The organism is Oceanospirillum beijerinckii DSM 7166, from assembly GCF_000422425.1.
GTDB classification, from domain to species: domain Bacteria; phylum Pseudomonadota; class Gammaproteobacteria; order Pseudomonadales; family Halomonadaceae; genus Oceanospirillum; species Oceanospirillum beijerinckii.
The window spans coordinates 1-23,771 of the sequence record NZ_AULT01000045.1 but is presented as its reverse complement, the minus strand read 5'-3'; the positions used below and the strand labels follow the sequence as shown (position 1 = coordinate 23,771).

Annotated in this window: 19 protein-coding genes; 3 read left to right on the top strand and 16 right to left on the bottom strand. The window is 47.3% G+C overall.

The genetic code is table 11. The features are described 5' to 3' along the window. Positions 1-127: 127 nt before the first annotated feature. The 10 genes from H579_RS0113710 to H579_RS0113665 form a co-directional block, all read right to left on the bottom strand. Complete coding sequence (locus H579_RS0113710; RefSeq protein ID WP_028301162.1) at positions 128-403, bottom strand: hypothetical protein; 276 nt, start codon at positions 401-403, stop codon at positions 128-130. Positions 404-653: 250 nt separating this feature from the next. Then, a complete protein-coding gene (gene murB / locus H579_RS0113705; protein ID WP_084624130.1) occupies positions 654-1,811 on the bottom strand; it encodes a UDP-N-acetylmuramate dehydrogenase in 1,158 nt (385 codons plus the stop codon). Further along, the gene (locus H579_RS0113700; protein WP_028301160.1) at positions 1,808-2,284 is read right to left on the bottom strand and encodes a low molecular weight protein-tyrosine-phosphatase; all 477 of its coding nucleotides are present in this window, start codon (positions 2,282-2,284) and stop codon (positions 1,808-1,810) included. The genes murB and H579_RS0113700 overlap by 4 nt, the downstream gene beginning before the upstream one ends. Beyond that, positions 2,277-3,041 (bottom strand): 3-deoxy-manno-octulosonate cytidylyltransferase, encoded by a 765-nt coding sequence (gene kdsB / locus H579_RS0113695; RefSeq protein ID WP_028301159.1) that lies wholly within the window; start codon positions 3,039-3,041, stop codon positions 2,277-2,279. The genes H579_RS0113700 and kdsB overlap by 8 nt, the downstream gene beginning before the upstream one ends. Before the next feature lie 24 nt (positions 3,042-3,065). Next, entirely contained in the window at positions 3,066-3,251 is a 186-nt protein-coding gene (locus tag H579_RS0113690; RefSeq protein ID WP_028301158.1) for a Trm112 family protein, read from the bottom strand. Then, positions 3,251-4,306, bottom strand: a complete 1,056-nt coding sequence (gene lpxK / locus H579_RS0113685; RefSeq protein WP_028301157.1) for a tetraacyldisaccharide 4'-kinase — start codon at positions 4,304-4,306, stop codon at positions 3,251-3,253. Before lpxK ends, H579_RS0113690 begins: the two co-directional genes overlap by 1 nt. Further along, complete coding sequence (gene msbA / locus H579_RS0113680; RefSeq protein ID WP_036566312.1) at positions 4,303-6,069, bottom strand: lipid A export permease/ATP-binding protein MsbA; 1,767 nt, start codon at positions 6,067-6,069, stop codon at positions 4,303-4,305. The genes lpxK and msbA overlap by 4 nt, the downstream gene beginning before the upstream one ends. Positions 6,070-6,098: 29 nt before the next feature. Next, positions 6,099-6,500 (bottom strand): ExbD/TolR family protein, encoded by a 402-nt coding sequence (locus H579_RS0113675; protein WP_028301155.1) that lies wholly within the window; start codon positions 6,498-6,500, stop codon positions 6,099-6,101. Beyond that, a complete protein-coding gene (locus tag H579_RS25640) occupies positions 6,497-7,153 on the bottom strand; it encodes a MotA/TolQ/ExbB proton channel family protein (protein WP_425411351.1) in 657 nt (218 codons plus the stop codon). The genes H579_RS0113675 and H579_RS25640 overlap by 4 nt, the downstream gene beginning before the upstream one ends. Positions 7,154-7,370: 217 nt before the next feature. Beyond that, the gene (locus H579_RS0113665; RefSeq protein WP_028301154.1) at positions 7,371-9,929 is read right to left on the bottom strand and encodes a DNA internalization-related competence protein ComEC/Rec2; all 2,559 of its coding nucleotides are present in this window, start codon (positions 9,927-9,929) and stop codon (positions 7,371-7,373) included. 98 nt (positions 9,930-10,027) lie between these two features. Here H579_RS0113665 and H579_RS0113660 point away from each other — a divergent pair, with 98 nt between their 5' ends. Then, positions 10,028-10,573 carry a DUF2062 domain-containing protein gene (locus tag H579_RS0113660; RefSeq protein ID WP_028301153.1) on the top strand — a complete coding sequence of 182 codons (546 nt, stop codon included), beginning with the start codon at positions 10,028-10,030 and terminating at the stop codon, positions 10,571-10,573. A gap of 100 nt (positions 10,574-10,673) precedes the next feature. Here the strand turns inward: H579_RS0113660 and H579_RS0113655 are convergent, their stop codons facing one another. The 3 genes from H579_RS0113655 to H579_RS0113645 form a co-directional block, all read right to left on the bottom strand. After that, a complete protein-coding gene (locus H579_RS0113655; protein ID WP_084624129.1) occupies positions 10,674-11,678 on the bottom strand; it encodes a phospholipase A in 1,005 nt (334 codons plus the stop codon). Positions 11,679-11,743: 65 nt separating this feature from the next. After that, positions 11,744-12,526 carry a lipoprotein-releasing ABC transporter ATP-binding protein LolD gene (lolD, locus tag H579_RS0113650; RefSeq protein WP_281167055.1) on the bottom strand — a complete coding sequence of 261 codons (783 nt, stop codon included), beginning with the start codon at positions 12,524-12,526 and terminating at the stop codon, positions 11,744-11,746. Continuing rightward, the gene (locus tag H579_RS0113645) at positions 12,519-13,760 is read right to left on the bottom strand and encodes a lipoprotein-releasing ABC transporter permease subunit (protein WP_028301150.1); all 1,242 of its coding nucleotides are present in this window, start codon (positions 13,758-13,760) and stop codon (positions 12,519-12,521) included. Before H579_RS0113645 ends, lolD begins: the two co-directional genes overlap by 8 nt. Positions 13,761-14,214: 454 nt before the next feature. Here H579_RS0113645 and H579_RS0113635 point away from each other — a divergent pair, with 454 nt between their 5' ends. Both H579_RS0113635 and H579_RS0113630 read left to right on the top strand, forming a co-directional pair. Next, entirely contained in the window at positions 14,215-15,300 is a 1,086-nt protein-coding gene (locus H579_RS0113635; RefSeq protein ID WP_036566311.1) for an agmatine deiminase family protein, read from the top strand. Next, positions 15,297-16,253: a carbon-nitrogen hydrolase gene (locus H579_RS0113630; protein ID WP_051227630.1), complete on the top strand. Its 957-nt coding sequence runs from the start codon at positions 15,297-15,299 to the stop codon at positions 16,251-16,253. The genes H579_RS0113635 and H579_RS0113630 overlap by 4 nt, the downstream gene beginning before the upstream one ends. A 140-nt stretch (positions 16,254-16,393) precedes the next feature. Here the strand turns inward: H579_RS0113630 and H579_RS0113625 are convergent, their stop codons facing one another. From H579_RS0113625 to H579_RS25630, 3 genes are all read right to left on the bottom strand, one after another. Beyond that, positions 16,394-17,476: an HD domain-containing phosphohydrolase gene (locus H579_RS0113625; protein WP_084624127.1), complete on the bottom strand. Its 1,083-nt coding sequence runs from the start codon at positions 17,474-17,476 to the stop codon at positions 16,394-16,396. Between the two features lie 227 nt (positions 17,477-17,703). Beyond that, on the bottom strand, positions 17,704-22,659 hold the full coding sequence (locus H579_RS27945; RefSeq protein WP_051227629.1) for a response regulator: 4,956 nt from the start codon (positions 22,657-22,659) through the stop codon (positions 17,704-17,706). A gap of 784 nt (positions 22,660-23,443) precedes the next feature. Further along, positions 23,444-23,771 (bottom strand): RNA-guided endonuclease InsQ/TnpB family protein (locus H579_RS25630; RefSeq protein WP_036566310.1); only part of this gene is annotated, 328 nt, incomplete at its 5' end.

The following is a 23,771-nucleotide window of genomic DNA, read 5'->3' as shown; positions in this document are numbered from 1 at the left end:
CCGTGCTATTCAGGTATAGCCTAATGACCATTAGCTCTTAGGTTAAAGCAAAGAAGGCCAGCATTTTGCTGGCCTTCTTTGTATTTCATTCTTCATATCGCATAAACAGGTATACAGAAGAATTCTATCAGGGTGAATGTCCCGCAGGATCGCCTTGTTTACCTCTTTCAGGGACTCCCCCTGTACTATTCAACTTACGTTTCTTCTTAGCCATACGATCCATGATATCGCTAATACGCTGCATGGACTCAACCACAGCATTTAAACTGTCCAGCTGCTCTTGTAACTGCCCTTGTAAATGATCCATATGTTTCAGCACTGGGTTCTTTTCCTGCTGGCCAAATTTCATATCCAGCGAAGCAGGTTGAGAAGTCAGAAAATCCGGTTTTGTCCGTGCATTCATACATCACCTTTGATGTTGTTCAGCCTGGACATAGCATGCCTTTACCAGATGAAAATCCCGTTGCAGCTCAGTGAACCCCTCAAGACAGAATCCAGACAAAATGAGGACAGAACAGGGTCAGAATAATGAAGCAGAAAAGACACCAGGGTTTCAGCCCGATGTCTTTTTAAAGAATAAGGGGAAGCAAATACTAAAAACCAGATTCAAAGTGAGGCTTGTGCAGGTTAAAACAACAAGTGCATTTCAAACACTAGATCAAAGAGCTCACCATAGGCGGCTCAATCTCTAATGTAACAGCAAACTTTTCCAGCACCTGAGCTTTCACCTCTTCAGCCAGCTCCAATAGATTCTGTACACGGCCCTGACCAAAGTGTACCAACACCAACGCCTGCTTTTCATAAACACCCACAGGACCTTTACGATAACCTTTAAGGCCGCACTGTTCTATCAGCCAACCTGCTGCTAACTTGTTATGCTGATCATCCACAGGGTAAAGCGGCATATTGGGGTATTGAGCCTTTAATGCGTCGGCCTGAGCTTTGGCTATAACCGGATTCTTAAAGAAACTACCGGCATTACCCAACACTTCAGGATCTGGCAGCTTACTTTGGCGAATATGACACACCGCCTGTGCAATATTTTTGGCACTGAGTTCCTGACCTTCCAAACAAGCCGCCAGATCACCATAACCCAAACGCAGATCATCTACTTGCGTACTGAGACACAAGGTTAACTGGGTGATAATCACCTGACCTTTTAGCGCCTGCTTAAAAATACTATCTCGATAAGCAAAGTCACACTCAGCTTTAGAGAGGGTTTGTACCTCACCAGTAGCAATATACACAATCTGCAGGCTTACCAAGCGATCCGCCAGTTCAACACCATAAGCGCCGACATTCTGTACCGGAGCGGCACCGACACTTCCGGGGATCAATGCTAGGTTTTCCAGACCAAAATAACCACGCTCTACGCTATCCATTACCAACTGATGCCAGTTAACACCTGCACCAACGGTTAGTTGCACCCGGCCTTGATCCAACAGCTGATAATCCCGCTCACAGTTATTCATCTGGATCACTACAGCATCCAGATCACGATCAAGAATCAGATTACTGCCACCGCCTAAGGGAAAGACCGGCAGTTGCTGCTGATGAGCAAAGGCTAGCGCCTGCTGAAGCTGCTCCAGGTTGTCCGGCTGTGCAAAAAAGCGCGCCCGAGCCGCAAAGCCCAGGGTGTTTTTATCCTGTAGATTGACGCCTGCCCGGATATTTTCAGGCAGGCTCTTATCAGAAATGCAGCCAGAAATGGGACTATCAGAAAAAATAGCATCAGAAGAAACAGCATCAGATGCACCACTGTCATCGACACGGATAGGAGCAGCATTATTGGTGACTTGATCTGAACTCATAGCTTGTATTGCTTAATTAACTCTGCCAGCAGGTTTTCACCGGCCGCTTCCACCAGATCCAGCACCTGCTCAAAGCCATCGTCACCACCATAATAGGGGTCAGGCACTTCCTGTACTCCCAATTCTGGGGCATAGGATAGAAACAGACGCAGACTGGCTTTGCTGTTGGCTGGCTGCAATGACATCAACTCATTGTAGTTAGCATGATCCATGGCCAGAATCAGATCAAATTCATGAAAGTCTGCTTCAATGGCCTGACGGGCACGCAGCATACTCAGATCATAGCCCCGGACTTCCGCCGCTTTCTGTGTACGAGGGTCAGGTGGATTGCCCACGTGCCAAGCACCAGTGCCCGCTGAATCCACTTCAATACGTTTGTCCAGACCCGCTCTGGCCACCAGACCACGGAAAATACCGTCAGCGGTAGGCGAACGACAGATATTCCCTAAGCAAACAAACAGCACCTTAACCATTTTGCGCCTCCAGTAACTTGCTGACACGCTGCAGGTCTTCCGGCGTGTCCACACCCGCCGGGTGAGCTTCATCCGCGATCGCCACATGAATACGGACACCGTTCCACAATGCTCGAAGCTGTTCCAACTGCTCGGCCTGCTCAATCGGTGCCGGAGCCCAACGGACAAAATCATTCAGCATCTTCACGCGATAACCATATAAACCAATGTGACGATATAGAGGAGATGGCGGTAACTGTTGCAGATTTTCGGCAAAACTATCGCGGGCCCAGGCAATGGTGGCACGTGAGAAATAGAGTGCATAGCCATTGGTATCCATGACCACTTTCACCACATTAGGATTATGTACCGCACCCAGTTCGGTAATCTGCTCACATAAAGTAGAGATGCCTGCAGTAGGGTCTGCCGCCAGATTATGGGCGACCTGATTGATCAAACGCGGCGGAATCAGCGGCTCATCACCCTGCACATTGACGATAATATCATCGGCATAAAAGCCCAGTTGGCTGGCCACTTCCTGCAGACGATCTGTGCCGGAAGGGTGATCCGCTGAGGTCATACAGACTTCCGCACCAAAATCCTTTGCAGTATCGGCAATACGCTGATCATCGGTAGCGATAATAATACGGTTCGCCTCACTCTTCTGCGCCTGCTCATAAACCCGTTGAATCATCGGCTTACCAGCAATATCCAACAGAGGTTTACCCGGCAGACGGGTAGAAGCATAACGGGCAGGAATAACCACGGTAAAAGACATCACTGGACTCCAATTTAACTGAACTTATTTTTCCAAGCGTTCTTCGGCGGTCAGGGTACGCGCCTCATTTTCCAACATGACAGGAATACCATCACGAATCGGGAACGCCAGACCTGCAGCCTTGGAGATCAGTTCCTGCTGCTCTTTCTTGTAGATCAGCTTACTTTGGGTAACTGGGCATACCAGTAATGCAAGCAGTTGTTTATCCATTACTTTTTCTCTTTCTGTATCTTGAGTAATTGCTCATTGATCGCCTCAATCAGTTCAGGCGCTATGCGGGCACTGACATCCAGCACCCAATGATTCGGTGTCATCCAGTGCCGACATTTTACCGCATCTTTGGCGGTCATCAGCACAGGTCGCCCATCATCAGTGATATCACCGGCTTTGAAACGATGATGATCGGCAAAACCCTCTCCCTCTACAGTTAAGCCCAGCTCACGCAGACTGGAAAAAAACCGCTCGGGATGACCGATACCCGCAACGGCTTTCACACTCACATCAAAAGGTCGCTCGGAAATATCAAAACACTGCCCGGTGGCTGGTTGTCGCCATTGCACTGGCTGTAAAGTCATCGCTTGGACATTGCCTTTTAAGTTTTTTACCGGACCCAAAGCTTTTGCAGTGGCAGTGCCTGGTACGGCATCACAAATAGTGCTAATAGCAGAGCCATCCACCGCACCATTGGCAAAAATATAATCCACAGTGTGTAAACGGTCCGCAGGTTCCCGCAATGGCCCCACCGGTAGACAGTGGCCATTACCCAAGCCCCGCTGAGCATCGATGACCACCAGCTCCAGGTCTCGCCCTAAGCTTAGGTGCTGTAAGCCATCATCACTGATGATCAGATTAACTTCAGTTTGCTGCAATAGATATTGAGCGGCCGCAGTACGATTGGGATCAACCACCACCGGGCAACCGGTCTGCCCTGCCAGCATTACCGGCTCATCACCGGCCTGAACAGGATCAGAGTTTTCATCGACCAATAACGGATAGTGCTTACTTTGTCCGCCATAACCACGGCTGACAATACCGGGCTGCCAGCCACGCTGCTTAAGCTCATGTACCAGTGTACATACCAAAGGGGATTTTCCGGTACCGCCAACGGTGATATTACCAACAACCATCAGCGGCACAGGCGCTTGCCACTGTTGGGCACGTTTTTTTGCCTGATCGCTACTGGCCAGGCGACGATAGAGCCACTCCAGCGGTGTTAGCAGCAGCGGCCAACGGGCATCAGCGTACCAAGCCTGTTGCAGACTCATTTACTCTCTGGCTCCACATCAGAGAACTGCATGGCATGCAGCTGAGCGTATGCACCTTGCCTATCTAATAACTCCTGATGAGAACCCGCTTCGATAATTTCACCTTTATCCATCACCATAATCACATCCGCCTGCTCAATAGTGGACAAACGGTGGGCAATCACGAAGGTGGTGCGGTTTTTCATCACCTCATCCAAGGCTTTCTGAATATAACGCTCCGACTCAGTGTCCAGTGCCGAAGTGGCCTCATCCATAATCAGGATAGGGGCATCTTTTAGGATTGCCCGAGCAATAGCCAAACGCTGACGCTGGCCGCCGGATAACAAGACACCATTGTCACCAACCTCAGTATCCAGGCCATTGGATAACTCTTCAATGAATGGCAGAGCATAAGCAGCTTTCGCTGCGGCCTCAATCTGCTCCCGGGTCGCATTAGGCTGGCCGTAAGCGATATTATTGGCAACAGTGTCGTTAAACAGCGTCACCTGCTGGGTGACCATAGAGATCTGCTGACGCAGGCTTTTCAGGGTCAAATCCCGACTGTTGATACCGTCCAGATAGATTTCACCCCGATTGGCGTCATAAAAGCGTGGGATCAGATTCACCAGCGTGGATTTACCACTACCAGAACGTCCCACCAGAGCAATCACCTGACCCGCTTTGATCTCAAAATTGATCCCTTTAAGAATCTGTTTTTCGCTTTCCGGGTAGGTAAATTCGATATCCTTAAAGACCACATCGCCCTGAGCACGATCCAGTGTTTTCTGACCTTTATCCAGCTCAGAAGAAGAATCAAACTGCTCAAACAGATCTGCTGCTGCCGCAACGCCTTTCTGAATCACACTGTTTACATTAGTCAGCTGACGTATCGGCTTAGCCAACAGGGACGCAGCCGTAATAAAAGCAATAAACTCACCGGGCGTCATATCTTTCATGACATCTGGAGACAGTGCCAACCACACCAACATCCCCATAGAGATCGCCACAATCAGCTGAACCAGAGGAGTACTTAACGCCTTAGTCGCTTCCATCTTCAGAAACTGCTCGCGATTACGGTTACTGGAGCTGACAAAACGCTCACGCTCGTACTCTTCACCGCCAAAGCTGCGCACCACTTTAAAGCCAGAAATACTTTCCGTTGCCACATGAGTGACATCACCCATGGATTTCTGAATGCGTTTACTCACTTTACGAAAGCGCTTACTGGTAAAGCTGACAATAATACCGATCAGTGGCGTCAGGGCGATAAAGATCAGAGTTAAACGCCAATTGTTATAAAACAGGTAGATTAATACGCCCATAACAAACAGGCCTTCCCGGATTACAATAGTCAGAGCATCCGACGCTGCCTGCATCACCTGATCAACAACAAAAGTAATACGCGATACCAGATGGCCCGAAGAGTTTTTATCATAGTAGCTGACGGGTAATACCAGGTATTTATCAAACAGCTCACAGCGTAGGTTATGCACCACACCACGGGCCACAATGGCCATAAAATAGATCCCAAGGAAGGAACCCAGGCCACGCATGGCAAAAGCAGCCACTAACAAGGAGGGAAACAGCAAACGGAAATCTTCACCGCCGCTTTCAATGGTATCCACCAGATAGCGCATCAGCTCGGCGAACGCAGTGCTGGCAGCAGCATAGATCAGATAGCCGACAATACTGATTGCAAAAGAGAACCAGAAAGGACGGATATAGCTCAGCAAACGCCAATACACCTGCTTGATATTCTCTGGCTGGGCCTTGGATGTAGTCAATGATTTGTTCCTGATATTAGCTAAGCCCGCTAAGGCTTAGCTAAGGTTTGAAAACGAATATCCGTCAGATCAGCACCGGCTAACGTATCCAGTACATGACTGACATCCCGATGCAGCGCCTGTTCATCAGCCAGAACACGGATATAGTCCGGCTCTGGGTTATCATCCAGATAGCGATCCAGCTCTGCTGCCAGATCATCGGCCTGCTCACCATTCAAGTGAATCAAGCCATTGGGCAACACTTCAATGCTTAAAACATGACCTTCAGACTGTACAGAACCATGCTGCGCCTCTGGCAGCTGCATTTTCAGCTCCGTTGGCCGATCAAAAGTGGTTGATACCATGAAGAAGATCAACAGCAAAAACACCACATCAATCAGAGGTGTCAGATTCAAACTAAGAGGTTCCTGCTGGCTACGTCGGAATTTCACCGGATCGCTCCTGCCTTCATAGTGGCACCGGAAAGCATATCGTCACGGGCACGCTGACCATGAAGTTGCTCAACCAGTTTGATCGACTCCTGCTCCAGGTGAACCACCAGTTCAGAAACACGACGCTCAAAGAAACGGTGGAAAAGCAGTGCCGGAATCGCAATGGACAGACCCGCAGCCGTGGTCACCAGTGCTTTCGAGATACCACCGGCCAACATAGGCGCCTGACCCGCGCCCTCTTCCATAATGACAGCAAACACTTCGATCATACCCAGCACAGTGCCCAGGAGGCCCAACAGAGGGGTAATCGCAGCAATAGTGCCCAGCAGGTTCAGAAAACGCTCCAAATCATGCACTACCGCAGAGGCCGCTTCTTCGATGGATTCTTTCATCACTTCACGGCTAAAAGACAGATTTCTCAAACCGCTGGCAAACAGACACCCCAGAGGCGACCCCTGCTCCAGCTCAGCCAGCTGGCTTGCCGTTAATGGCGCGACCATCACCTGTCGAGCCACATCCTGACGTAACCCCACAGGGGCGATACGTTTACGACGCAGGGACCAAAAACGCTCCAGAATAATCGCCACGGCAACAACCGAACAGATCAAAATCGGTAGCATTAACCAGCCACCAGCGGAAAAAAACAGCTCCACGCTAAATTCCCTTGTTTAAAGGACTTCTAACAAGTCAGCCAGAATAAGTATCGACACCGAAAATATCAAAAATCCTAGTAAAAATTTACAGATTACAACGGCATCTACCAAAAGGGGCTTAGTGTACACCATTGTATTAGCAGGCTAAATCTATCCTCGGTGATGAGAAGTGATTTTAGCGCCAAAAGATTGACTCCTGACCGGGAAAGCCAGGATATCAATGCTGCCATAACCAACGTCCCGGCAATTGGGACTGCTGAGTTGTCAGTAACCACTCGCCATCCGGACGATTATTATCCGGTGCCAGCCGTATCATACCCACTTCTGCGGTCAGGTATTGCCCGATACCCAATTGCCGACTCCTTGCCTGAACCTCTTCTGCAGGATGGCGAAAGCGATTATTCAGACCTGCCGAATAGATAATACCCTGAGGCTGTATCGCCCGTAAAAACGGCAAGCTACTGCCTGTCCCGCTGCCATGATGACTGGCCAATAGCCAACGGACCTTTAATCGCTCCGACTGCGTTTCTACCAACTGCTGCTCAACAGGCTGTTCGATATCTCCTGTCAGTAGCACACTCATATCAGGATAGCGTAGCGAGTAAACTTTCAGCACACAGGAGCGGTTATTATCACTGAGGCCAGATACGGTTTCTGCTGTGGGATACAGAAAATCAAAACGCACTCCATCCCACTGCCAACTCTGCTCAGGACCGCACAGCACACCCTGCTTTATCCTTTGCGGCTGCCCTGTCAGCACCTCACCGATAAAGTAACCCTGCAGTAGGGGTAAGGCACCGGCATGATCATTATCATCATGGCTGATCACCACTTTATCCAACAGGCCTGGAGCTTGCTCTAACCGGGACAATAAAGCCAATTGCAAGGGAGCAAAACCACTGGCAAAACGAGGGCCTGTATCATAAAGCAGGTGATGATGGCGGGTTTGAATATAAACGGCTAACCCCTGCCCGACATCCAGGACCTCAACAGTAAACTGTCCCGGCTTTAGCCCTGAGAATACCCGTCGCTTATGATCCGATAAGGTAGAAGACGAGTTTATCAGTGAAGAAACAACGGAAGGCACATCACTTGTTGACAGTGAAAATAGCAACAATAACAGCACGGTACCGAGCAATATCTGCCGGGCTGGCAGATAAGGCAACGCCAGCAAGATAGCCGAACAAAATAAGATAATTGCGACCGACCAATCAAACATCAGCGACCAAGGCATCCCATTCTGACACCATACCAACCACTGCCAAAACAGTAGAATGCTCTGCTCCAGCAGCAACTGCAACCACTCAACTGGCAATACAAGAGATAACAGTGACAACGGCAGTATAATTAAAGTAACCAAGGGGATTGCGACAAGATTTGCCAACCAGGCACTGCTGCCAGGTAGATTGGACCAGAAGCTCTGTACCAGCAACAGACCCACAAATAACACAAACTGCAGCTGTAACACTCGCCAGAATGAAGCCTTTTGTCCAACAAAGAACAACAATAGAAAGACAGCCAGCACACTGTAATACAAGCCAGGTGATAGCAGGAGCAGGGGATCAACCAACAATAATCCGGTCAAAGCCAGCCAGAGAATACGCCAGGGCGAAGGGGAACAGGCCATTACTTGCACAAGAATCAGCAAGAAAGACATCCATAGTGCGCGCTGAACCGCCACACCTAGCGGCCAGATCAGCAGCAAAGGCAGTATTAGTAATACAGGGAACAGCTGCCAGAACAGCACTTGACTCCAACGCTGCATAGGCCAATAGCCGTTACAGAAACGGGCTATGCTGTAGCCGATCAGCAGCAACACACCAAGATGCAGACCCGAGACAACCACCAAATGTACCGTGCCGGTTTGCTGCAAGATTTGCCATTGTTCAGAAGAAAGTAATTGCGTATCGGCCAGCAAAAGCGCTGAGAGAAAAGCCTGTACCGATAGCTGTTGTGAATGCGAATGATCACTCACACTATTGGTGCGGAGATCGGTCAAACTCTGAACATAGCCCCGAGCACTCTCCTGCCATTGGCTGAGCCACTGCGGCCACCACCCCCCCTCATCCAGCAACCGATTGTCACCGGAGCGAATATAGCCCCGCGCAGCTATCCCCTTAGCCATCTGGCGCATGGCGTACAAACTCTGCTCAGGATTTAAGAAGCCTTTTATAGGAAACAGACGTGCCTGAAACTGCCAGCTTTCACCAACCTTAGGCTCAAGGGGACGATCTCTCTTCTTGTACCGTTTTTCATCACCCTGTTTATACTCCTTACCCTGTTTATACTCCTTCTTACTTATCCCGCGAGAATAGTGATACAGGTTTAGCGCTACCCGACCATGAAAATCACAGTGATATTGCTCAACCCCATCACCTGCTTCAGTCTTAGTCTTTTCCACGTTCAATATATCGTCCAAAACTAAGACGTTGTTTCGTTTATTATTTTGGCGCTCACGGGAAACAGATAAATTCTGGCAATGCTCAACCTGAAACAAAAACCGCGTATTCTTTGCGGTCTCTTTCAGAACCTCGACAATATGCCCGGTCAGCAACAGCTCTTTCCCTGTCAAATGTCCGGGTAGTTGCTGATGAAAAAGGCTGGCAAGATGTAAGCTGGTAAGCAGATAGGATAAGATAAGCAGCGGCAATAGCCGCCAATGCTGATACCATAAACACAACGCGAGCCAGAATAACAACAACAGGGCTTCTGCAGGCGGCCAATCCGCATCAAATACGCTGGCAACAATTCCGGTGATAATAACAACAAACCACATCACCAGACTCCCTGTCAGGTTGATGTTTAGACCCCCGCCCTCTGGTGGCTGGGTCAAATATGTGGATAATAATCCGCTCTTTACAGGTGACAATAGACATGCCAAGACGAATCATCAAGAAATACATGCCTGATCCAAAAAAACTTCAGGAGCAAAAATCACTCCGCTTTTTAGGCAAGTTGCTTGAAGATCCTGGCTTATTGCATTTAACCCGACGCTCTGTGGCAAAAGCCTTTCTGGTCGGTATCTTCTTCGCCTTTATTCCAGTGCCCTTCCAGATGGTGCTGGCAGCAGCCGGGGCAGTATTACTGCACTGTAACCTGCCCATATCTGTCGGCCTGGTGTGGATCACCAATCCAATCACTATGCCAGTGATGTTCTATGGGACCTATCTGGTAGGAGCCTGGCTATTAGGCGTTGAAGCCAAACCCATGCCCGATGAGCTGACACTGGACTGGTTAGGACAATTGATTAACGATGCCTGGCTGCCACTCTATTTTGGTTCTGCGGTTGTGGGAGTCGTTATGGCAGTGCTGAGCTATTTTGGCATTCATCTACTGTGGCGCTGGCATGTGAACAAAAGTTGGCGTACCCGCAAAGGTAAGAGCAGCAACCCCTCCTCGGAATCAGATGCCAAAAAATAGCTTTCCCGCTTAGAACACTAAGACCCCGATACAGATTGATTGACCGGGGTTTTAGTCTGGTTCTTGGGGTTTTAGCCTGGTGTTAATGTAGGGCTTTCAGCTATAGCACATCATTTATTGAGATACCTAAGCCAATCCGATGAATCTTTTCATCATAATCTGCCAAGGTATCACCATAGCCTGTTCTGAGCAAAACGTAGCCCTTGTAGCGTTCGCCAATTGGAAAACTCCAACTCACTTGTAAGTTACCACGCTTAAAGTCACTTTCCAGATGATTTCTCGAGCGGAAAGTCACAACATGATTATTCTTCCTGTAAGCCATACTTAACTCCGTCAGCCCGACATAATCTTCCAGATCGGGATTATCATCGTCTTCTGCGGACTCTGGTATTCTGAACCAGCGCTTTACCGAAATCCCCCAGTCTCCACTGGCCAGCAGTCCCGCCACAAAGAGCCTGTTCCAGCTGCGGGAAAATTCTCCACCCTGACCGTTGGATTGGTGGTTTACGCCGATGGTAACAGCTTCCAGCGTTAGCTCTTTTAACAGGTCATATTCCGTACTGACACCGTAGACCAGTTCAGGCTCATAGATGGTTTCCCGGAAGGGTGAAGATTTTTCGTAAATCTGCCAGTACGACTCCTGAGTATAGGTCGCAAACAAAGCATCATTCGGAAAAAACAGTTGATCATCGATAGGAAACTTAAGGCTTATCTGAAACTGAGCTTCTGTAGGACTGTAGTCAACACCTCTGGCAGCTTCTGACGCTTCATGACCACTATAGTAACTGGCAGGCAGAAAAAAATTAGCCCTGTAAGGTAGAAAAACCAAAGGATTATCAGCTAAGCGTCGCTCTTCATCAAAGCGCTGACGCAGCGCAGTGGGTTCTACCGGCCCGGCTTCCGAAGCTTCTGCTTCCAAGGCATTCGCTTCTGCCTCTTCCACTGGCTCCTGATCTGGCTCCGGCTCAGAGAAAACCACAGGTTGAGCAAAGGCCAGATCCAGAGCTTGCGCTCGGCTATCACTGACTGGCATCAAAAAAGCCGCACATAATAAAGCGGTACCTTGTTTCATTGCAGCTGATCTGGAGTCTCTTGATTTAGTCATAATGATTGGTCCATTCTCTTTAATCCCCTATACACATCTACAGCACTTGAAAACAGTCACACCGATCAAACAACAGACTGTTCGATCAACTGTCCTTGCTGTAAACGGAAAACCCGATCCATCCGCTTAGCCAACACCATGTCGTGAGTCACTGTGATAAAACAGGTGTTTTGCTCACGACCGATCTCCAGCATTAACTCATTAACCGATTCTGCGGTATTCGGATCCAGGTTGCCGGTGGGTTCATCCAGTAATACACAGGCAGGTTCAGTGACTAAAGCCCGTGCAATGGCGACACGCTGGCGTTCACCACCCGATAGCTCTGCAGGCTTATGATGAATGCGCTCTGTCAGCCCCACCCGCTCCAGCAAAGCCGCAGCTTTAGGCAGAATGTTTTTACGCTTTTCGCCACGAATCAGCATCGGCATGAGCACATTTTCCAACGCAGTAAATTCAGCCAACAGATGATGCAACTGATAAACAAAACCCAGGGATCGATTACGCAGCCTACCCAGCTGCGCATCATTCATTGTCGACAGATCATTACCATCAATAATCACCTGACCGGATGAAGCCTGATCCAAGCCACCCAGCAGGTGCAACAGCGTCGTTTTACCAGAGCCAGAGCTTCCTACAATCGCCACACGCTCACCACGATAAGCCTGGAAATTCAGCTTATCCAGGACCTGAATCTGTTCCGGGCCATTGCTATACACCATACTCAGCTCACGACACTCCAGTACTGCACTGGACTGAGAGCTGGAGAGAGTAGCTGACTGAGTGCCAGAGTGAGTGGTTGACTGAATAGTCGACTGAGGCTTTGACTGAGAATGTTCCATATTATTCATAACGCAGTGCATCCGCAGGCTGAATCTTAGAGGCCCGCCATGCGGGGTATAAAGTGGACAGGAAGCTCATCACCAGCGCTGCACCGGCAATCACCCAGACATCATCCCAACGCAACTGCGATGGTAGGTAGCTGATAAAGTAAACGTTACTGTCCAGGAACTGGATACCAAACAACTGCTCAATCCAGGCAACAAAATCACTCACATTCAATGCTGCCAGAATCCCCAGCCCCGTACCTATCAGCGTACCTGTCACGCCAATCACAATACCCTGTACCATAAAGATCGCCATAATGGTGCCTGGCGTGGCTCCCAGAGTACGCAGAATTGCTATATCTCCCTGCTTGTCAGTCACCACCATCACCAGAGTAGACACGATATTAAAGGCTGCCACCGCAATTACGATCATCAACAGCAGACCGATCATGCGCTTTTCCATCTGAATCGCCTGAAACAGATTACCGTGGGTACGGGTCCAGTCACTGCCACGCATATGACTTGGCATCTCTTTTAACTGATCCCATACCACCACAGGTGCATCAAACAGATCCGTCAACTGCAGACGCAGGCCGTGAATATCAGTGCCTAAGCGCATCAGAGTCTGCATATCTTTCAGGTGAGTGACCGCCAGATTACCGTCCAGATCAGCGCCAACGCTAAAGGTGCCCACCACGGTAAAGCGTTTCATACGCGGGAAAACACCGGCCGGGGTAATCGAGGCTTCAGGAATCATCAGCGTAACTTTATCCCCTACCGTAACCCCAAGAAAACGCGCCAGCAGATCACCCAGAATGACGCCATACTCACCGGCTTTCAAGTCATCCAGGCTACCTCGCTTCATATGTTGACCCATAATGGAAACACGGGCTTCATGCTCCGGCAGCACACCATTGACCAGGGCACCACGCACATTGCCGTGGGAGGTAAACATCCCCTGCGCTTTTACAAAGGGTACAGCCGCAATAATTCGATCATCCGTTTCCAAAGCCTCTGCGACCTCTGGCCAGTTCTGGAAACTGCTTTGAGAGTGAATAGTGGCATGGGGCACCATACCCAGAATACGCTGGCGCAGCTCACGGTCAAAACCGTTCATCACCGACAGCACCAGAATCAGTACCGCTACCCCCAGCGTCAGTCCTATCATGGACGTCAAAGAGATAAAGGAGATAAAGTGGTTACGCCGCTTGGCCCGGGTATATCGAAGCCCGATAAAAAAAGGAATTTTGTCTAACATCGTGTCCGACTCAGTAAAGAAACATACGTTTCAGGATCAGGGGCACATCATACGGCAAAGCCGCGCCATTCTGTAGCGTCGTATCAAGGCGACACAAGTGCTCATTAATTGTGATAAAAGCCGTTATAGTAAAAACAGAATAAAAGATGCGGATTAACGACTCGCCCTTGCTCTTTATCTGGACAAAGGCGATTTCTCTGCTAGAGTTCGCATCTTTAACCAGTGCTGTCAAAATCACTGAAAACAGCGACTGGTACAGCAAGAGAATCAGGCAGGGTATCAGACCATAAAAGTCGGTACAGGTTGCATCTCTTTGCCCCCATTAGACACCTAAACAAGCACCATTCTTCAGCTTTTTGCCGGAGAACAGGACAATCTCTGCAGACAACCTCCGCGAGAGCAACTTTGATTTAGGTACTTATTTAAATTCCTTCGGGTTTAGGTAATTCCATTAATGAGCGCATTAACAGCCGATCCAAAACCATACACCCTGCTACCTGAATGGGCCAAGCAAAGCGGTGTGATGTTGACCTGGCCTCACGCCAATAGCGACTGGGCACCTTTTTTGACTCAGGTTGAGCCTGTTTTTTTCCAGATTACCGAAGCCATTGCTCAGCGTGAAAAGGTGCTGATCAGTGTGGATAGTGAAGCAAAACGTGAGCAGATTCTGGCTCATTTTGCAGATAAGCAATTGGCAGGGAAAAACCTGGCCGATCAGCTAGCGGTTTATGTGGTACCGACCAATGACACCTGGGCCCGTGATCATGGCCCGATTACGGTACTGAAGACTGATGCTGAAGGGCAACAAGCACCTCATCTGTTGAACTTTACCTTTAACGGTTGGGGCGACAAGTTTGATGCCGCGCTGGATACCCAGATTAACGATAAACTGGCCCAGAAGCATGCTTTTGCCAGCAGCATTGAAACTGTTGATCTGGTACTGGAAGGCGGCAGTATTGAGGCCGATGGTTTTGGTACTCTGTTGACTACCAGTGAGTGCTTACTTGCACCTACCCGCAACCCGGATCTAAGCAAAGCTCAGATTGAAACCCTGCTAGCCGATAAGTTTGGTATAGAGCGTTTCCTGTGGCTGGATCACGGCTATCTGGCCGGTGACGATACTGACAGCCATGTGGATACTCTGGCACGCCTGTGTGACGCCCACACTATCGCTTATGTACAGTGCACCGATGAAAACGACGAACATTATCAGGCACTGCAAGCGATGGAAGCTCAGCTCAAGAGCTTTACCGATTATCAGGGCAATCCGTATAAGCTAGTGCCGCTGCCAATGGCTCAGGCCTGTTTCAGCGAAGAGGGTGATCGCTTACCGGCCACTTATGCGAACTTCCTGATTATCAATGACGCAGTTCTGCTGCCAATCTATGGTGACGAAGCCCTGGATCAACAAGCGATCAACCAGATGCAGATCGCTTTTCCTGAGCATGAGATTATCGCCATCAACTGCCGCCCTATCGTCGAACAATACGGTAGCCTGCACTGCTTAACCATGCAGCTGCCTGAAGGAGTTTTAGCATGAGCCTCTCTACCGCTACCTCTACTTCCAATAAGGGGTCTAGCCAAAAAAACACTCAGTTAAAAGTCGGCCTGGTACAGCAGCAGGCTTTTAATGATAAAGAAAAAAGCCTGGCGATCAGTGAACAGGGTCTGCGCGATCTGGCCGCTCAGGGTTGTGAGCTGGCTCTGTTACAAGAGCTCCATGCAACCCAGTATTTCTGCCAAACCGAAGATACCGACCTGTTTGATTTGGCTGAGCCTTTAGACGGCCCAACCAGCCAGAGATTAGCGGGCCTGGCAAAAGAGCTACAAATGGTGATTGTCGGCTCGATCTTTGAAAAACGTGCACCGGGTCTATATCACAATACTGCTGTGGTGTTTGAAAAAGACGGCTCTCTGGCGGGTTACTATCGCAAGATGCATATCCCGGATGATCCAGGCTTCTACGAGAAGTTTTACTTCACACCCGGTGATGCCACTTTTAATGACGGTCGTCCGGGCTTTAGCCCGATTGAAACCAGCGTCGGTAAACTGGGTGTACTGGTATGCTGGGATCAATGGTACCCAGAAGCCGCGCGCCTGATGGCGATGGCCGGTGCCGAGATGCTGCTCTACCCAACGGCGATTGGCTGGGACCCGCGTGACGATGCGGCGGAACAAAACCGCCAGCTGGGCGCCTGGACGATTATTCAGCGTGCCCATGCGGTAGCGAATGGTTTACCGGTACTGGTGGCTAACCGTGTCGGCCATGAAGCTGACCCAAGTGCACAAAGTGAAGGTATTCAATTCTGGGGCGGAAGCTTTATTGCCGGTCCTCAGGGTGAGCTCCTGCAACATGCGGGGGAAGAGTCATGTCTGTTAGTAGCGACTATCGATAAGCAACGCACTGAAGATACCCGACGTATCTGGCCGTATTTCAGAGATCGCCGGATAGACGCTTATGGGGATCTGACTAAACGTCATTTGACGCCTTAAAACCTTCTCACAAAAACGTATCTAACAGCAGGCCCTTAATTGTTTTTACATCGGGCCTGCATCTTTTACCTCTAATCGACCATATCGATTCTGCTATAGCGATAATAGTCTTATTCTTATCATGAATAGTCTTATTCTTATCATGGCTGAATGGTTTCAGGCTCATTATGGTCAAGCCACAGCTCCCGCACCTCAAGCACATCTTCTATCCTGCGCAAGAACAACGGCACCAACATAGGATCAAAATGATGCCCGGCTTCATCCTGTAACAGCTTAATCGCTTTTTCTATCGGCCAGGCCTGTTTATAGGGGCGTGAAGTGGTTAAGGCATCAAATACATCAGCAATCGCTATAATACGCCCCTCAAGAGGAATCTCCTCGCCTTTTAATCCTCGAGGATAACCCTCACCATTCCACTTCTCATGGTGGGTATATGCAATACTTGCCGCCAGACGCAGTAACGGAGAATCCTGATTACCCAGAATATCCCGACCTATTTCCGGATGGCGCTTCATGATAAGCCACTCATCCTGATCCAGCTTGCCAGGCTTCAGTAAAACCTGGTCTGGAATACCTATTTTACCGATATCATGCATAGGAGCCGCATTACGAATCAGCTCACAATCATCATAATGAAGCCCGATCGCCGATGCTAAAATGCTGGAGTACTCACTCATCCTGATCACATGACGACCGGTTTCGTTATCTTTAAACTCTGCGGCATGTCCTAAGCAGCGGATAATCTCCATACGGGTGTTTTTTAACTCATCGCTGCGCACCAAAGACAGATGGGTTTTCACCCTTGCCAATACAATAGCCGCATTAACAGGCTTGGTAATATAATCCACCGCCTGATGGGCAAACCCCATCTGTTCATCCTGTACATCGGCCAAAGCTGTGACAAAAATCACAGGAATATGAGAAGTAGCCGGGTTACTTTTCAGCAATTTAATCACATCATAACCCGACATTTCCGGCATCATGATATCCAGCAGAATAAGATCAGGCATATGTCTTTCAGCCAAAGTACAGACCTGACGGGGGTTTTTAGTCCAATAGACCTTATACTGCTCTCCCAGAATATTTCCCAGTACCTGCAGATTAGCCGGTTCATCATCGACCATTAAAATCTTAGGCACACTACTTTCAGATACGGACAGTTTTCCTAATTTTAACAAGGCCTTGCCCTTTGCTCCTTCTAACTGCAGCTTTTGATAATCCATCGCCATGCACCTTCAAGTGTAAAATATTCAACAATACATTTGATTCAGGTTGCTCTGAGCCGGCTTTACTTAAACCTTATACAATCCGACATCTGCGAACCCACTCTTGTTTCCCTGGCTCATTGGCCTTATGAATACCCTGTCTAAACTGACTTTTACGCAACTCTGATCGTTTCAGAGCAAAATAGAGATGAGCCAAACTCTTTCGACTCTAGCGGATAAAAGCATTAAATCTGCTCCAACAGTGTCAGTGCTTCCTCATAATCCAGACTGTATACCGCATCGATAAACTCAGTCAGAACCCCTTCAATTTTAGCTTCATTCTTGTAGGATCTGGCTAATTTTGAAAAATAGCTCAACTGGCTGTCACTAATCATTTCCTGCTCAGTCAGTGCAGAAATTAGCTCTAATTTAATAGACAGAAACTGTTCTTCTGTATCCTTTGGATTTATTGATCCGCTTAAGTCGATATAACTATTTGAACTTAATTCCAAATTATGTCGTATAAGGAGGTAGCTCTTTTTCAATTCCTTTGTTGCTTCAGACAAGCAATCGACTTGATCCTTACCTGGCTGCTGAGCACTCTTCATCTCATCATTAATCGCTTCAGCTGCCTGATAAATTGACATAGCACATAAATTACCGCTCGTGCCTTTCAAAGCGTGCACTTTATGCCGGATGCTACCCTGATCCAGACCATGAAAGCGACTGTTTAAACTTAAAAGCACTTCATCCGATTGATGTAATAGCTTCTCTAATAACTTAATCAGTAATTGATGATCACCATTAACCCGAGCAAGAGCCTGGTCAACATCAATTCCTTTTAACTCTGGCTTGTCCATATACTCACTCTCAATCGCCTTAATTGTTAAGTTCTCACTATCGGATACTGAAATAGCCAAGAAGTTGTCTTCCTGATCACCAGATCCATTACTGCTCGTACTTACTGCGTTAATAACGGCTTTTCCGGCAATCATAGGCTGGTACCAGCGATTAAGAGTATTAAATAACTCATCAACATTAACCGGCTTGGTTAAATATGCATCCATACCCGTTTCCAATCCCAGCTTTCGGTGATCCGTGGACGCATTTGCCGTCATCGCAATCACAGGTAAGGATTGCCATTGTTTATGGGCTCGTATCCTGCGAGTGGCCTCTAAACCGTCCATAACTGGCATCTGTATATCCATTAATACCACATGAAAGTCACCTTGATGCTTGGTTAGCAGACCCAACGCTTCCCTACCGTTATTTGCTACCGTCACTATGGCGCCAGCACCTTCCAGCATCGACTGCGCCACTTCCTGATTAATCTCATGATCTTCAACAATAAGCACCTTCATACCTTGTAACTGATAATCAGAGTGGCGTTTATGGCCGCTTTGATCTAATAATTTTTCAGGTGCCAAATGCTGAATAATGGTGTCAAAAAGTGATGAGGAGGTAATAGGCTTGATCAGCAAACTATCCACTTTAACTGGATGCTCCTGTTGCTCTAATAACTCCCGGCCATAAGCGGTTTCAAGAATAATAATCGGCAAATTATCTTTAGGTGCAATCTCTTTAATTTTTCTGGCCGCCGTTAAACCATCCATACCGGGTAAACGCCAGTCCATCAGTACAATGTCATAACTTCTCCCTTTGGATAACGATGCTTGAAAGGCTTTTACCCCTTCTTCTGCGGAATACACTGAATCAGCGGTACAACCAAACCCCTCCGCCATAGCCGTCAGTACGTCCCGACTTTCCGAGCTATCGTCTACAATAAGCACTTTTAAATGAGAAAATGAGGTATGATTATATTTATTGTAATTCATACTCATCTGGCTTTTACTGAACGATAGAAAAACATTGAACACAGTGCCTTTGTCAGGTTCACTTTCTACTTGTATATGCCCACCCATTAAGTTAACCAACTGCTGAACAATTGCTAATCCCAGCCCCGTACCACCATAGCGGCGGGTAATCGAGCCATCGGCTTGCTCAAAGGGTTTGAAGATACTATCCAGTGTTGACTTACCCATACCAACACCCGTGTCCTGAACAGTAAAGGTTAAAGAGACCTCCTGAGGGGTACTATCAAGTCTTGCTATCTCAAGCTTAACAACACCTGTCTCCGTAAATTTAATCGCATTATTCATTAGATTGATTAAGATCTGGCCAAGTCGAAGAGGGTCTCCAACCAGATCAACAGGGACATCCTGCTTCTTATTAACAATCAGCTCAATATCCTTACTTCGCGATACTGCAGCACTCACACTGGCAATATTATCGAGCACAGCCTCCAGGCTAAAAGGAATCGACTCAACCATCATCTTGCCAGCTTCGATTTTTGAATAATCGAGGATATCATTGATAATCCCCAGCAGAGAGTGCGCAGCGGTATCCAGTTTATTCAGCTGCAAACGCTGCCTTGAACTCATACCCTCTTGCTGCAGCAGATAAATCAATCCAATAATGGCATTCATTGGTGTGCGTATCTCATGGCTCATCTTAGCCAAAAAGTCACTCTTAGCCCGTGTAGCGACCTCTGCTTCCTCTTTGGCCTTAACTAACTGATGGGTTCGCTCCTCTACTGTATATTCAAGGTTTTTCTGATACGCCTTAACCTGCTGCTCCAGACCATGCCGCTCAGAAATATCCACCACAGTTGCCAATACATAAGTTTGGCCTGACATCCCTACTGGAGATAAACCTATTTCAACTGGAAACTGCGTCCCGTTCTGACTAGTTGCCATTAACTCAAGATTAGACCCCATCGCACGGGTTTCAGGTGCTTGCAGATACTTTTCTCTATATGCTTGATGCCGCTCACGTAAATGTTCTGGTAACAAGCATTCAATACTCTGTCCAGTTAATTCTCCGACTTTATAACCAAACATCAACTCAAGTTTGCTGTTACAACGTATGATCTCCCCTTTTGCATTCATCAAAAGAATACCATGTGGTATTGCATCCAGTGTTTCAACCAGTTCGTGAATCATGTCATTGAAAGCAGAAGCCAGCATGGTCGTCTCTTTATCGAATGCTATTGATTCATCTGCTCTCAGCTGTCGCTTACCCTGTTTGATACTATTCGCTATCTGCGTCAAGTGTTCTATAGGGTAACTTATTGATCTGGAAAGAAACAAAACCAATAAAAATATAACAAGCAACAACAATAAAAACGTCTTAATCAGAGTTTCTTTCAGGATTTCATAGTTTAATAGCGCTTCTTCCTGATCCATTTTAGTTAACACAGCCCAACCGATATCACTTAAATATGTTGTCACCGCAAAGACAGGAATACCTCTGTAATCAACCACATCCTGATGAAACCCAAACTCACCATTTAAAGCTCTAATGACAGGTATATCCCAGCGATGCGATGCGATAGTGCGTGTATTATTTAGATAGCCATCAAATCTTAGCTTTGTCAGAAATTTAGCATCACCGTTGCCCAGCTTTTCAGCTAACAGTGTTTCTCCCGTGCTACCTAATCCCGAATAATCCTGAGTAATCAGGCGCAATTCATCGATACTGGCTTCAACAGAAACATAGCCAATGCGCTCCCCCATCAGGGTCAAAGGCATAGTCAGCAACATCAACTGGTTACCACTATCTGCGGACAGGAAGCGAATATCAAAATTTTCTATGGGTACATCTATATTTTTATCTTTTGATGCACTTATATCGTAGTGAGTTGTGACTAAAGGCTCTCCTTTATTATTTAGCAATAATAATGTTTTAAAAAACGGGGCAGACTGAAGTGCATCAGTCAGAATCTTTTTCATTGTATTCAGCAGTGCTTTATCAGGAGACCTATTATACTCTTTCAGCAACAATCTAAGCTGAGTTCTACTGGCAATCAAGAGCAAACTCTGTTTATTATGCTTAATAAACTCTTCAACCCTCTTATGCTGAAAGTTTGCAATAGAACTTAACTGAGCGGCCGTCTCACTTTCAACACTTTTTTTGAATGATTCCAATGCGATTAAACTAATTGATGAAGCAACCAAAGTTACAACAAAAAGCATAGACAGCAGAACTTTACTACGTATCGATAAAAAGGACACCCACTGCTTCAACAGGCCCATTTCAACATTAAGTTTATTAAAGATATTATCTCTCAGCACAATCAATAACAAGACGAAGGTTATTGAAGCGAGTATTATTAAAAATATTACCAGATCTGAGCTTGGCAATAATAGTTTGGTTTCCTGCTCCAAATGCCACTCAGGCAAGACATATGTTAGAGTTAACTCTTTCCCCGGCATATCCTGTGCGAGTCGAAATGAACTTCGCCACACGATAGATGCCTGATGATGAACCCGTTCTCTTGCAAGGAAAGCCCCAACGTTATCAGTGGGTAAAAATGAATGATCCAGATAACCGAACTCTCTCTTTTGAGAATAAGGCATCCCCCTATCAAAAGAAAAAGTTTGGTTGATATCGGGATGAATAAGCCAATCACCATCGACATTCGCCAGATAAAACTGGCCCCTGTAACGCAGGTTATAGTACTGAATACTCTCATCAACGGAATCAAGTAAAGGTTTAAGATCAAGATTGATTACTACTACTGCAATAACACGGCCTTCATCAGAGTAAAGCGGTGTCGCCGCTCTTAATGTGGGGCGAAAAGGGTATTCAACAGAGCCATGCTCTTTATTCAGATTTATCGGTGAAAGATAGACCTCCCCCTGGGCAAACTGAAGCGTTGATTTAACATATGTTCTATGCCCCTTTGCCTGAAGGTAATCATTGGCAATGACCTCAACCCTCTGACCTCTGTTCTCAACCCTGACCAGCTCTTTACCTTTGCCAAAAGCTGAAATCAATCGAACCTGCCAGTATTCCGGGTTCTCTTTTGCCAGACTTACAAAGTGATCTTGTAACAGCTGTAGATTAGGAGGAGATACTTGTCCGGATCTATCGAGTTGATATTGTATAGCTTTGATCGGGCCCATCACCGCTGATTCAGATAGGGATAAAACATCAGCCCTAAGGTCTTGTATGGCCTTGTTAAAGCGCTTCTCTTGCTGTTGACTAAAATGGGTCAGGTCACGATCAAGATTCTGCAGCCATTGCTGCTGTGCACGGGATTCCAGCCAGTAAAGCCACAGCGAACTCATCATAGTGGCAACTAGACAAAATAAGAGCACTCGGCTCTTGTTTTCAAAGAAGGTTTTACTGAGTAACATCACCACCCCACACTAAGTAGGCATACAGTACTTTTCCCTACATAAAACCCTTATTTTCCGGCCGCTTCGGCCGGAAAATATCGGAATATTTATGTTCGGGTACTTAAACATTCACACCTACATACCTACACACCGACCACCGACCACCGACCACCGACCACCGACACAAAAGTACTTCGATATTTTCTGGGCGATGGCTAAAGCATGAAGCCATTTGATAAAGATCAATTTTTTGAGAGCGCTTAGTTTTCCTTTATTTGCCGACTAAAACGACCAAAAACATATAGTTTTATGCTAGAAAGTCGTTGTGTAACGACTTTATCGACAAACTCTGATCATCATTGTACTGGTAAGCAAGCACTCCTGATCATGGTTTGGAATAACATCTAAAAGCAGAAATAGATTGACCTTATCAAAAACCTTTATAGGTCAGATAGTTATTCTATTTTCTATGTGGGGGTAATATTCAGTATAGAACAGGCAAAGAAGAAATAAGCTTAAATATGTAATTCTTATTTATAATAATGTAATCACTGGATTTAATAGCTCTCACAGTGGAAAATGCCTTGATATGGCCTATGTAAGTACCCGAACATAAATATTCCGATATTTTCCGGCCGAAGCGGCCGGAAAATAAGAGTTTTATGCAGGGAAAAGTGCCGTATGCCTACTTAGAACTCCAAAAATCAAGCAGGTAGCTCACCTGGACAGACGTTGAATCAAAACCAAATGGATCTGACTCGATACCTGTAATGATCAAGCTTGACATCCTCCCTCCGCTAAATCAGGCAAGCTGATTATAGCGGGGGATTCCTACAGCTAGACGGCCATGTCCGACCGCAAGAATGTTCCTGGCCGCATTCACATCGCGGTCGTGCGTGACACCACACGCACTGCAGATCCACTCTCTTGTTCCAAGTCCTGCGATACCTTTCGGCCTCGAATCGGGCAAACTGCCACAACTCGAACAGGTTTGGGTGGTGTACGACTCATCAACTTCTTTGAAAACAATACCTGCGTGAGCGCATTTATAATCCAGCATCGTTTTCAGCATGGCCCAACCTGCATCCAGCACAGACTTCGCCATCTTGGTTTTGGCTAATGAGGAGGAT